Origin of the sequence: Cellulosimicrobium cellulans, from assembly GCF_016921195.1 — a bacterium.
In the GTDB taxonomy this organism is placed as follows: Bacteria; Actinomycetota; Actinomycetes; order Actinomycetales; family Cellulomonadaceae; genus Cellulosimicrobium; species Cellulosimicrobium cellulans_F.
Genome location: NZ_JAFGYF010000008.1, coordinates 106,961 through 118,366, shown reverse-complemented (window position 1 = coordinate 118,366; position 11,406 = coordinate 106,961). Strand labels below are relative to the sequence as shown.

General features: G+C 74.6%; 9 protein-coding genes, 1 tRNA gene and 1 other RNA gene. 10 read left to right on the top strand and 1 reads right to left on the bottom strand.

What is annotated here, in order from left to right; genetic code table 11:
- The first annotated feature begins 155 nt into the window (after positions 1 to 155).
- The gene (locus JN535_RS16090) at positions 156 to 1,757 is read left to right on the top strand and encodes a glycoside hydrolase family 6 protein (RefSeq protein WP_205206584.1); all 1,602 of its coding nucleotides are present in this window, start codon (positions 156 to 158) and stop codon (positions 1,755 to 1,757) included.
- 266 nt (positions 1,758 to 2,023) lie between these two features.
- Here JN535_RS16090 and JN535_RS16085 read toward each other — a convergent pair.
- Positions 2,024 to 2,109: transfer RNA gene (locus JN535_RS16085), tRNA-Ser, on the bottom strand.
- Positions 2,110 to 2,240: 131 nt separating this feature from the next.
- Here JN535_RS16085 and ffs point away from each other — a divergent pair.
- The 9 genes from ffs (at position 2,241) to JN535_RS16040 (ending at position 11,401) form a co-directional block, all read left to right on the top strand.
- An RNA gene (ffs, locus tag JN535_RS16080) (signal recognition particle sRNA small type) lies at positions 2,241 to 2,337 on the top strand.
- A 515-nt stretch (positions 2,338 to 2,852) separates the two neighbouring features.
- Positions 2,853 to 3,758: a MetQ/NlpA family ABC transporter substrate-binding protein gene (locus JN535_RS16075; protein WP_205206583.1), complete on the top strand. Its 906-nt coding sequence runs from the start codon at positions 2,853 to 2,855 to the stop codon at positions 3,756 to 3,758.
- A 184-nt stretch (positions 3,759 to 3,942) separates the two neighbouring features.
- Positions 3,943 to 5,151 carry a methionine ABC transporter ATP-binding protein gene (locus JN535_RS16070; protein WP_374100521.1) on the top strand — a complete coding sequence of 403 codons (1,209 nt, stop codon included), beginning with the start codon at positions 3,943 to 3,945 and terminating at the stop codon, positions 5,149 to 5,151.
- Positions 5,151 to 5,813 (top strand): methionine ABC transporter permease, encoded by a 663-nt coding sequence (locus JN535_RS16065; RefSeq protein ID WP_205206581.1) that lies wholly within the window; start codon positions 5,151 to 5,153, stop codon positions 5,811 to 5,813. The genes JN535_RS16070 and JN535_RS16065 overlap by 1 nt, the downstream gene beginning before the upstream one ends.
- 78 nt (positions 5,814 to 5,891) lie before the next feature.
- On the top strand, positions 5,892 to 8,885 hold the full coding sequence (locus tag JN535_RS16060) for a DNA polymerase III subunit gamma and tau (RefSeq protein WP_205206580.1): 2,994 nt from the start codon (positions 5,892 to 5,894) through the stop codon (positions 8,883 to 8,885).
- Positions 8,885 to 9,280 (top strand): VOC family protein, encoded by a 396-nt coding sequence (locus tag JN535_RS16055; protein ID WP_205206579.1) that lies wholly within the window; start codon positions 8,885 to 8,887, stop codon positions 9,278 to 9,280. Before JN535_RS16060 ends, JN535_RS16055 begins: the two co-directional genes overlap by 1 nt.
- 64 nt (positions 9,281 to 9,344) lie before the next feature.
- Positions 9,345 to 9,944, top strand: a complete 600-nt coding sequence (gene recR / locus JN535_RS16050; protein WP_024841680.1) for a recombination mediator RecR — start codon at positions 9,345 to 9,347, stop codon at positions 9,942 to 9,944.
- A 17-nt stretch (positions 9,945 to 9,961) separates the two neighbouring features.
- Positions 9,962 to 10,531 (top strand): DUF5063 domain-containing protein, encoded by a 570-nt coding sequence (locus JN535_RS16045; RefSeq protein ID WP_205206578.1) that lies wholly within the window; start codon positions 9,962 to 9,964, stop codon positions 10,529 to 10,531.
- Between the two features lie 54 nt (positions 10,532 to 10,585).
- The gene (locus JN535_RS16040; RefSeq protein ID WP_307868823.1) at positions 10,586 to 11,401 is read left to right on the top strand and encodes a TSUP family transporter; all 816 of its coding nucleotides are present in this window, start codon (positions 10,586 to 10,588) and stop codon (positions 11,399 to 11,401) included.
- Positions 11,402 to 11,406 lie beyond the last annotated feature (5 nt).

Here is an 11,406-nt window from a genome sequence, read left to right as displayed (position 1 = left end):
ACACTCGTTCAACGCGTGTCCAGCCACGAGGGAGCGCTCTGTCGTGGCCCACCCCTTGACGCCGGTGGTGACGACCGGTTGAGTGGAGGTCTCGATGTGATGGGAGCGCTCCCATCCATCCGTCCAGCACCCCGTGTCGATCGAAGGAGATCCGCATGAGACGTCGTGCCGCCCTGTCCGCCGTCGCCGGGCTCGCGCTCGCGGCCCCGCTGCTCGTCGCCGGCGGGACCGCCGTCGCCGCCCCCGCCCTCGCCACGCCCCCGGTGACGGCCGCCCCCGCGGCGGACGACGTCGTCGGCCCGGGCACCCGCCTCTACGTGGACCCCTTCTCCACGACCCTCCAGGCCGCCGCCTCCCTCACGGGCCAGGCCCGCGCGGACGCCCAGCTCCTCGGGTCCTTCCCGTCGGCGTCGTGGTTCACCGGCGGCACCCCCGACGAGGTGCGCGACGACGTCGCGTCCGTCGTGCAGGCGGCCGCGACGGACGGCGCGGTGCCCACCGTCGTCGTCTACAACCTGCCGTTCCGCGACTGCGCGCAGTACTCCGCGGGCGGCGCCGCGGACACGGCCGCCTACACGGCGTGGGTGGACGCCGTCGCCGAGGGGATCGGCGACGACCCGGCCATCGTGATCCTCGAGCCGGACGGGCTCGGGATCATCCCCTGGTACACCGACATCGACGGGAACCCGGAGTGGTGCCGCCCCGCCGAGCTCGACCCGGACACCGCCGCCGCCGACCGGTTCGTCCAGCTCAACCACGCGGTCGACGCGCTCACGGCGCTCCCGGCCACGTCGGTGTACCTCGACGGGACGCACAGCGGGTGGCTCGGGGTCGGGGACATCACCGACCGCCTGATCAAGGCGGGCGTCGAGCGCGCCGACGGCGTGTTCGTCAACGCGTCGAACTACGTCGAGACCGAGCGCCTCGTCAAGTACGGGACGTGGATCAGCGACTGCGTCAACCTGTCGGTCAACAGCTGGTGGGAGCCCGCGTGGTGCGCGAGCCAGTACTACCCGGCGAACCCCGACGACTTCGCGACCTGGGGCCTCACCGACGCCGCGTACCAGCAGGCGTACGCGGACACGGGCGTCGAGCGCGACCCGGCGGCGCAGAAGCACGTCGTCATCGACACGAGCCGCAACGGCCAGGGGCCGTGGACCGCGCCGGCCGGCGCCTACCCCGACCCCGAGGTGTGGTGCAACCCGCCCGACCGCGGGCTCGGCGAGCGGCCGACGACGGACACCGGCGACCCGTTCGTCGACGCGTACCTGTGGATCAAGGTGCCGGGGGAGTCCGACGGCAAGTGCTACCGGGGCACCGGCGGCCCGCTCGACCCCGCCCGCGGCATCGAGGACCCCGCGGCGGGGCAGTGGTTCGTCGAGCAGGCCGCGGAGCTCCTCGCGCTCGCCGTGCCGTCCGTCGAGCGCCCGACCTGCGAGGTCGACTACACCGTCCACGGGACGTGGCAGGGCAAGAAGGGCAGCGGCTTCATCGCCCAGGTCGAGCTCCGCAACACCGGGCGGGCGCCGCTCGACGGGTGGGAGCTGCGCTGGACCCCCGGCGGGGAACAGCGGCTCACCGACGTGTGGGGCGCGCAGGCCGGTCGCGACGGTGCCGCCCTCACCGCGCACAGCCTGTCGTGGAACGCGACCGTGCGGCCAGGCGCGACCGTGACGTTCGGCTTCGTCGCCTCGGGGGCGCCGGGTGCCGACCCCCAGCTCGTGACCCTCGGGGGACGACCGTGCCACGTCGTCTGACCCGCCCCCTCGGGGGCCCGTGCGGCCCGGGTCGCACAGATCACGGGCACTGAGGACGCGAGACCCCTGCCGTTCCGGGCCAGACACCCGTAGGCTGGGGGTAGCCGTCGGCGGCACCGCCGGCGCCACGTCCCGGCGCGTCGGACCGTCGGGACGTCGAGAGGCCCGTCGCACCCGTGCGACGGGCCTTTTCGGTCCGGGCGCACGGGCGGTGCGCCGGGCGACGACGAAGGGCCCGCCGCGAGTGCGGCGGGCCCTTCGGTCTGCGGAGGATGGGGGATTCGAACCCCCGAGGGCTGTTAACCCAACACGCTTTCCAAGCGTGCGCCATAGGCCACTAGGCGAATCCTCCTGGTGCGACGGCCGGGACGCGCGGGGCGCACCGACAGCAGCGCAACGAGGATACCGGACCGCGGCGTCCCGGCCGAATCGCCCGCCGCGGGGCGGGTTTCTGGTGGGACGCCGACCTGGGCTAGGGTGGGTGCAGACCCCTCGTGCGGCATCATCTCGCCGAACTCCCCCAGGGCCGGAAGGCAGCAAGGGTAGGTGAGCTCTGGTGGGTGTGCGGGGGGTCCTTCGCGTTCCCGGCCGGCGCCGGCCGGTGCGGGCACCGGCGCGCGCGCCGGCCTGGTGTGGCGCAGATCTCTCGATCCGAGCGAGAGGCGGACCGGAAGCCGACCTCGAATGCCCGCTCTGTCCCGATCTGAGGACCGAACTTTCCGGCATTCGACCACTTTCGCGTCCGCATCGTGGACGATTCGGGCCGGTGATTGGCGTGCGGGGTGTCGGCGTGCTCATGATGTCCGCATGACCCGGAACCACGTCGCCACCACGACCTCGCGCGCAGCGTCCTGCGCCGGGACGTCGTGCTGTCGTGGCGTGCGCACCGGGCGAATGTGCGGCTGCTGACGCCGTCGTGAACCGCAGGGAGACCTGCGCCGCACCTGCCGCGTCGTCCTGTCGACGCCCCCGCTCGCCGCGTGGCTGATGGCCCGCCGGAAGCACCCGAACCCCACCCCTCGCAGGGCCGTCCCTGCACCCCGGCCCCGCCGGTCGCCGCCCGTGACCGACGCCGCCGCCACCGGAAGGAACCCCATGTCGTTCTCGACCACCCGCAAGCGTCTGACCTGGACCGCGATCGCCGCGACGGCCGCCCTCGCCCTCACCGCCTGCGGCGGCGGCGACGACTCCGCGGGCGGCACCGCCAGCGGTGACGCCGCGGACCCGATCCGCGTCGGCGTCGTCGGCGCGTCCGACGACAAGTGGGCGGTGTTCCAGGAGCAGGCCGAGGCCGAGGGTATCGAGATCGAGCTCGTCGACCTCCAGGACTACACGCAGGCGAACCCGGCGCTGTCCCAGGGCGAGCTCGACGTCAACCAGTTCCAGCACCTCCAGTTCCTCGCCGGCTACAACGTCGACGCGGGCGACGACCTGCGGCCGATCGGCGCGACCGCCGTCTACCCGCTCGGCCTGTACTCGTCCAAGCACGCGTCGCTCGAGGAGATCCCCGAGGGTGGTCAGGTCGCCGTGCCGAACGACCCGACGAACCTCGCCCGCGCGCTCCTCGTGCTGCAGGAGGCCGGCCTGGTCGAGCTGAAGGACGGCGGGAGCTCCATCTCCACCGAGGCCGACGTGCTGCCCAGCTCGAAGGTCACCGTCACGCCGGTCGACGCGGCACAGACCCCGATCCAGCTCCAGTCGGTCGACGCGTCGATCATCAACAACGACTTCGTCGAGGACGCGGGCCTGTCGCCCGAGGACGCGCTCTTCCAGGACGACCCCGACTCCGACGCCGCCAAGCCCTACATCAACGTGTGGGTCGCGCGGGCCGAGGACGCCGACGACGAGACGCTGCTCAAGCTCGCCGAGATCTCGCACTCGCCGGAGGTCGTCGAGGCCGAGAAGACGGCGTCGGGCGGCACCGCGGTCATCAAGGAGAACACCCCGGCCGAGCTCCAGGAGATCCTCGCCGGCATCGAGGACGACATCCGCAACTCCTGACGCCGTCCTCGCGAGGGCGGGCGCGCACGTCGCGTCCGCCCTCGCGCGCCGCCGTGCCCGGGGGAGGACGATGGCAGACGAGCGGCACACCCCGACACGCGGCCCCGGCGATGCACCTGGCGACCCCAGGCGATCCCCGGCGGCCCCGGCCCGGAGGCACGGCCTCCGACGAGAGGAACCCGACGTGACCGACGTCCCCCGCGACGAGCGCGGTGACGAGCAGCCCGCGATCGAGCTGCGCCACGTGAGCAAGACGTTCGGCGAGGGCGACGGCGCCGTGCACGCGGTCGACGACGTGTCGCTGAGCATCCGCCGCGGCGAGATCTTCGGCGTCATCGGCTACTCGGGCGCCGGCAAGTCGACGCTCGTGCGGCTCGTCAACGCGCTCGAGACCGTGACGAGCGGCGAGGTCGTCGTCGACGGCCAGGTGATCACCGGGCTGCCCGAGCGCCGCGTGCGCGAGGTCCGCTCGCGCATCGGCATGGTCTTCCAGCAGTTCAACCTGCTGTCGTCCCGGACGGTCGCGGGGAACGTCGCCTACCCGCTCAAGGTGGCCGGCTGGTCGCGCGAGCAGCGGGCCGCGCGCGTCGCCGAGCTCCTCGCGTTCGTCGGGCTCGCCGACAAGGCGAGGGCGTACCCGCGCCAGCTCTCGGGCGGGCAGAAGCAGCGCGTCGGCATCGCCCGCGCGCTCGCCGCGCAGCCGACGATCCTCCTGGCCGACGAGGCCACGTCCGCGCTCGACCCCGAGACGACGCGCGAGGTGCTCGCGCTCCTGCGGCGCGTCAACGCCGAGCTCGGCATCACGATCGTGGTCATCACGCACGAGATGGAGGTCGTCCGCTCGACGTGCCACCGCGTCGCGGTGATGGAGCACGGCAAGGTCGTCGAGACGGGCGACGTGTACGACGTCTTCTCCGCGCCGAGCGCCGACGCCGCCCAGCGGTTCGTCGGCACCGCGCTGCACGACCGCCCGTCGCGCGAGACGCTGGCCCGCCTGCGCGAGCGGCATCCGGGCCGGCTCGTGACGGTCGGCGTCCGGGAGGGTGCGAGCACCGGGTCGGACCTGTTCCGCCTGCTGCGCGAGCACGACGTCGACGGGTCCGTCGTCTACGGCGGCATCTCCGAGGTGGGGGAGCGGCCGTTCGGGTCGCTCACCGTCGAGCTCGAGGCGCCCGAGGACCGCATCGCACCCTTCCTCGTCGCGCTGGCCGAGCGGGCCGACGTCGTCGACCTCGGGACGGCCGAGCACCCGCTGGAGGACCCGCGCGTCGCGCGGCTCGACGCCGACCCGGGCGGCGGGGACGCGCCCGACGACGCGGGGGGCGACCTGGGCGACCCGTACGGCCTCGCCCGCGAGACCCTCTTCCGCCACGGCAACCTCGGAGGCCGCTGATGAACCGCGACTGGTCCCAGCTGTGGCCGATCCTCGTCGAGTCGTTCGGCCAGACGCTCCAGATGGTGTCCGTCGCCCTGCTCACGGGCGGGTTGGCGGGCCTCGCTCTCGGCATCGCGCTCTACGTGACGCGGCGCGGCAACCTGCTCGCCAACCGGTGGGTGTTCGGCGTGCTCAACGTGCTCGTCAACATCGTGCGGCCGATCCCGTTCATCATCTTCGTCACGCTGCTCGGGCCGGTGACGCTCCAGGTCGTCGGGACGACGCTCGGCACCGAGGCGTTCATCTTCCCGCTGTCGGTGATGACGGCGTTCGGGACGTCGCGCATCGTCGAGCAGAACCTCGTGGGGATCGACCCGGGCGTCATCGAGGCGGCGCGTGCCATGGGGGCGTCGTCGTGGCGCATCATCACGACGGTGCTCGTGCCCGAGGCGCTCGCGCCGCTCATCCTCGGCTACACGTTCCTCTTCATCGCGGTGCTCGACATGTCGGCCATCGCCGGGATCATCGGCGGCGGCGGGCTCGGCAACTTCGCGATCGTCTACGGCTACCAGCGCTACAACTGGGGCGTCGTGGTCGTGACGGTGCTCGTCATCATCGCGATCGTCCAGGTCGCGCAGCTCCTCGGCAACTGGCTCGCGCGCAAGGCGCTGCACCGCTGACCTGGCCCGGCCGGGATCGGCGGGACCGACGGCGGAGCGGCCTCGTGCGTGTGGGTCGCGGCGTCTAGAGTGACCGGGGTGAGCACCGCCCTGTACCGCCGCTACCGGCCCGAGACCTTTGCCGAGGTGATCGGTCAGGACCACGTGACCGCGCCGCTCATGCAGGCGCTGCGCAGCGGCCGGGTGAACCACGCCTACCTCTTCTCCGGCCCGCGCGGCTGCGGCAAGACGACGAGCGCGCGCATCCTCGCGCGCACCCTCAACTGCGCGCAGAACACCCCGGACAACCCGCTCGACACCCCCTGCGGTGTCTGCCCCTCGTGCGTCGAGCTCGCGCGCGGCGGCCCGGGCAGCCTCGACGTCGTCGAGATCGACGCGGCGTCGCACAACGGCGTCGACGACGCGCGCGAGCTGCGCGAGCGCGCCGCGTTCGCCCCGGCGCGCGACCGGTACAAGATCTTCATCCTCGACGAGGCGCACATGGTGACGCCGCAGGGCTTCAACGCCCTGCTCAAGCTCGTCGAGGAGCCGCCCGAGCACGTGAAGTTCGTCTTCGCGACGACGGAGCCGGACAAGGTCATCGGCACCATCCGCTCCCGCACGCACCACTACCCGTTCCGCCTCGTGCCGCCGGACGTCCTCGGGCCCTACCTCGAGGAGCTGTGCGCGGCGGAGGGCGTGACCATCGGCGGCGGCGTCGTCCCCCTCGTCACGCGCGCCGGCGGCGGGTCGGTGCGCGACTCGCTGTCCGTCATGGACCAGCTCATCGCGGGCGCGGAGGACGGCGCCGTCGAGTACGAGCGCGCGGTCGCGCTCCTGGGCTTCACGCACGCGACGCTGCTCGACGACGTCGTGGACGCGCTCGCCGCGCGCGACGGCGCGAGCATCTTCCGCGTGGTGGACCACGTCATCGCGACGGGGCACGAGCCGCGGCGCTTCGTCGAGGACGTGCTCGAGCGCCTGCGCGACCTCATCGTCATCGCGGTCTCGGGCGACGAGGCGCAGGCCGTGCTGCGCGACCAGCCCGCGGACCAGCTCGCCCGCATGCGCGCCCAGGCGCAGAACCTCGGCGTCGCCGAGCTCTCGCGCGCGGCCGACCTCGTCAACGCGGCGCTCACCGAGATGACGGGCGCGACGTCGCCGCGCCTGCACCTCGAGCTCCTCATGGCGCGACTGCTCCTGCCCGGCGCGGACGACGGCGCGGCCGGGTTCGCCGCGCGCCTCGACCGCCTCGAGCGCGGGGGGCTGGGCACGGTCGCCCTCGCACCGGCAGCCGTCACGCCGGGGGCCGGGACGGCCGGTGCCCCGGTGCCCGACGGCGTGGGGCAGGTTCCGGCGACGGCCGCACCGGCGTCCGGGCTCACCGGCGCGGCCGCCGTCCGTGCCGCGCTGCGCCCCCACCGGCCCACGTCGCCCACCTCCGCCGCGCCGCCGTCGGGCGCCGCCGCACCCGCCGACGCGGGGACCTCCGCCGAGCGCGCCGAGCCCGCCGAGCCACGACCCGCCGCGGCCGCCCCGGCAGGGACCGTCGAGGACGCACGGGCCTCGGCGCCGACACCCGCCGCCCCACCGGTACCAGACCAAGGGAACCCGTCCGGACAGGGCGATGGCGGCGCCCCGTCGAGCGCCGGCGGGCCCGCGCGCCCGGACTCCGCGTCCGTGCGCCCGTCGTCGGCGGAGCTCGCGGCGGAGCCGGCCGTGCAGACCGGTCCCGCCGCGCGGTCCGGTCCGGTCCAGCAGGGCGGTCCGGTCCAGGAGGCCGGCCCGGTCGAGCGACCCGCCGCGCACGCAGGCCCGGCGGAAGAGGCCGCCCCGCACGCAGGCCCGGCGGCGCAGGACGGCGCGGTGCCGCCGGCGCGCGAGGACGGGGCACCCGCCGCGCGCGTCGAGGTGGCACCCGCGGCGCAGGCGACAAGCCGTCCGGCTCAGCCGGCGTCGAGCGCTCCCTCCAGCGGTGCGAGCCCGGCGCTCACGACCGAGGAGCTGCGGCGGCGCTGGCCGGAGGTCCTCGAGAACCTGCGCGCGAGCCCCGTGACGTGGTCCCTCGTCAGCGCGAACGCGCAGGTGGCGGAGCTCGGTCCGGACGTCCTCTACCTCGCGTTCCCGTCGCCGGGGCTCGCCCGCACCTTCTCGTCGTCGCGCCACACGGGCGCGGTCCAGGACGTCGTCTACCAGACGCTCGGGCTCCAGGTGCGGGTCGAGCCGCGCCTGGACGAGGGCGGGGCGGGCGGCGGCGGTCGTGCGCCGATGCCGGGGCCCGCGGCTCCGGCGCCGACGTCACCGGATCCCGCCGCGGCACGTCACGCTCCCGCGGAGCCGCGACCGGACGGGATGCGGCACTCCCCGGCCGGCGGCGGCTCCGGAGACGGCGGGCCCGGGGCGACCCTCGCGGTCGTCGGTGCACCGAGCAGCGGCGGGGGGTCCGGGGCGGGCCCCGTGCCGGCGACGGCACAGCGTGCCGAGGCGAGCGCTCCCGCGCCGCGCGGCGCCGTCGCGCTGCAGGAGCGCCCGGTCCCGGAGGAGGCTACGCGTGGCCCGGTCGTGGACGCCGCCGACGAGGCCTGGCTCGCCGGGGCGTCGGTACCCGCGCCGGACGGTCGCGTCGACGCCGCCGACGAGGCCTGGCTCGCCGGGGTGCCGGCCGAGCCTCCGGCGGACCTCGACGACGGCCCCGAGCCGGAGCCCGTCCTCGAGCAGGCGCCTGCGGTACGTACCGCGCCCGTCGCGTCGGCACCGGTCTCGCCCGCCCGCCCCGCCCCGGCCGCGGACGCCCCGGCCACGCCCGCGACGCCGCCGCGTCAGGAGCCGTCGGCCCGCGCGGGTGCGCCGGGAGCGCCGCTGCGCGGGGTCTCCGCGGCGCGCGCGGCGATCGCCGCGGCCACGACGGCCCGGGCCGCGCGGCCTGGCGACGAGCAGGCCCGGCGGGCCGCTCCGTCGACGGTCGACCCGATGGACGACCTCCCCTCCGCGGACGACCCGGACATCGTCTCCACCGGCCTGGTCGGGACGGCGCTCGTCGTGAGCCTGCTGGACGGGAAGATCATCGAGGAGATCCAGGACCAGGGGGTCTGATGGTGACCCGGGGTGGCCTGCACCACGTCGAGCTCTGGGTGCCGGACCTGGCCCGCGCGGAGCGCTCGTGGGGCTGGCTCCTGGCAGAGCTCGGGTATGCGCCCCATCAGCGCTGGGAGCGCGGTCGGTCCTGGCGGCTCGGCGGGACGTACGTCGTGGTCGAGCAGAGCGCGGCCCTCGTCGCCGGTGAGCACGACCGGTTGCGACCGGGCCTCAACCACCTCGCCTTCCACGGCGGCTCTCGCGGGGACGTGGACGACGTCGTCGCGCGAGCGAGCGACCACGGGTGGTCGTTGCTGTACGAGGACCGCCACCCGTTCGCCGGCGGGGACGACCACTACGCCGCCTACCTCGAGGACGTCGACGGCTTCGAGGTCGAGATCGTCGCGTCCTGACGACCCGCGCCGCCGTGCCCGCGGCGTCGTCCTGCTGCGCGGCCGCGACCCGTAGGCTGGGGGAGTGTACGAAGGCGCTGTCCAGGACCTGATCGACGAGCTCGGCCGGCTTCCCGGCGTCGGGCCCAAGAGCGCGCAGCGCATCGCGTTCCACCTGCTCGCCGCGGACGCCGCGGACGTGCGGCGGCTCGCCGACGCGCTGACCGAGGTGAAGGCGCGCGTGCGGTTCTGCGAGACGTGCGGCAACGTCGCGGAGTCCGAGCAGTGCCGCATCTGCGCGGACCCGCGCCGGTCGCCCGAGGTGATCTGCGTCGTCGAGGAGCCCAAGGACGTGGTCGCGATCGAGCGCACGCGCGAGTTCCGCGGGCGGTACCACGTGCTCGGGGGTGCCATCAACCCGATCGAGAACGTCGGTCCGGGCGACCTGCGGATCGCCGAGCTCATGGCGCGCCTCGCCGACGGCCAGGTGACCGAGGTGATCCTCGCGACCGACCCCAACGTCGAGGGCGAGGCCACCGCGACGTACCTCGCGCGCATGCTGGGCCCCATGGGCCTGCGCGTGACCCGCCTCGCGTCCGGGCTGCCGGTCGGTGGAGACTTGGAGTACGCGGACGAGGTGACGCTCGGCCGGGCGTTCGAGGGCCGACGCCTGGTCGGCGGCTGACGGGAAGGGTGGCGCGCATGGGGGAGATCGAGAACGACCCCGACCTCCGGGAGATCGCCGAGGGCATGGCCGCGCAGGCGCGCGCGTTCCTCACGACGACGACCCAGGTCGCGTCCGGTGCCGCACCGGGGGCCGTGCTGCCCCTGCTGCTGCTCGCGCTGTCCGACGCGCTCGCCGCGGGCGCGCGGCTCGGGGCGATGGGCGACGTCGTCCCGGTCGAGCGCTTCGAGCCCGACGCCGGTCGCGACACCGACGTGGACCCGCTGCGGACCGCGCTCGCCCGGCTCTTCGATGGGTTCGACGACTACGCGGAGATCACGGACCCGCTCGTGGGCGCCGAGGTCGGCGCCGCGTCGCTCTCGGGCGACCTCGCGTGCGTCGCCGAGTGCCTCGCGAAGGGGCTCCAGCACCACGACGGCGGTCGCGAGCTCGAGGGCCTGTGGTGGTGGCAGTTCTCCTACGTCTCGTTGTGGGGGGAGCGCGCGGCGAGCGCGCTGCGCGTGCTGCAGCTCGCGCTCGCGCACCTGCGCCTCGACGTCGAGGACGACGTCGCCGCCGAGGCGGAGTACGACGCCCTCCAGTCCTGACCCGGTCCGGGACGCAGGACCACCGCGAACCAGGCGCTGTGGTACCACTAGGGGGTGCTGCCCGCCTTCTCCCTCCCGGCCTCCGGCGGGCTCGAGATCGACGGCCTGACCGTCCTCCTGCTCGTCCTCGCCGCCCTCACGGCGGGGTGGATCGACGCCGTCGTCGGCGGGGGCGGTCTCGTCCAGCTCCCCGCGCTGCTCCTGGTGCCCGGCATCAGCCCGGTCCAGGCGCTCGCGACGAACAAGCTCGCGAGCATCATGGGCACGTCGGTGAGCGCCGCGACGTACTACCGGCGGGTCGGTCCCGACCTGCGGACGGCAGGCCCCATGGCGCTCGCCGCGCTGGTGGGCGCGATCGGGGGCGCGGCTCTCGCGTCACGCATCCCGGCCGAGCTCTTCAAGCCGATCATCCTCGTGGTGCTCGTCGGGGTCGCGGCCTACACGATCGCGAAGCCGAGGCTCGGGCACACGACCAACCTGCGCTGGGAGGGCAACGGCCACCGCTGGGCCGCGGCGGGGATCGGTCTCGTCATCGGCACGTACGACGGCCTCCTCGGCCCGGGCACGGGGACGTTCTTCGTCATCGCGCTCGTGAGCATCCTCGGGTACGCGTTCCTGCCCGCGTCGGCGCTCGCGAAGATCGCGAACTTCGCGACGAACGCGGGTGCGCTCATCTTCTTCGTCCCGTACGGCGCGGTGATCTGGGGACTCGGCCTGCTCATGGGCGGGGCGAACCTGCTCGGCGCGTACGTCGGCGCACGCATGGCGGTCGCGAAGGGGAGCGCGTTCGTCCGGGTCGTGTTCGTCGTCGTGGTGGGGGCGCTCATCCTCAAGCTCGGGTACGACGTCGTCGCCGACCTGACCGCTTGACCGCG

What these genes read in the sequence shown, in the direction of transcription:
- JN535_RS16090 (WP_205206584.1), top strand. Translation starts at nt 156, where the DNA reads ATGAGACGTCGTGCCGCCCTGTCCGCCGTCGCCGGGCTCGCGCTCGCG.
- JN535_RS16075 (WP_205206583.1), top strand. Translation starts at nt 2,853, where the DNA reads ATGTCGTTCTCGACCACCCGCAAGCGTCTGACCTGGACCGCGATCGCC.
- JN535_RS16045 (WP_205206578.1), top strand. Translation starts at nt 9,962, where the DNA reads ATGGGGGAGATCGAGAACGACCCCGACCTCCGGGAGATCGCCGAGGGC.
- JN535_RS16065 (WP_205206581.1), top strand. Translation starts at nt 5,151, where the DNA reads ATGAACCGCGACTGGTCCCAGCTGTGGCCGATCCTCGTCGAGTCGTTC.
- JN535_RS16055 (WP_205206579.1), top strand. Translation starts at nt 8,885, where the DNA reads ATGGTGACCCGGGGTGGCCTGCACCACGTCGAGCTCTGGGTGCCGGAC.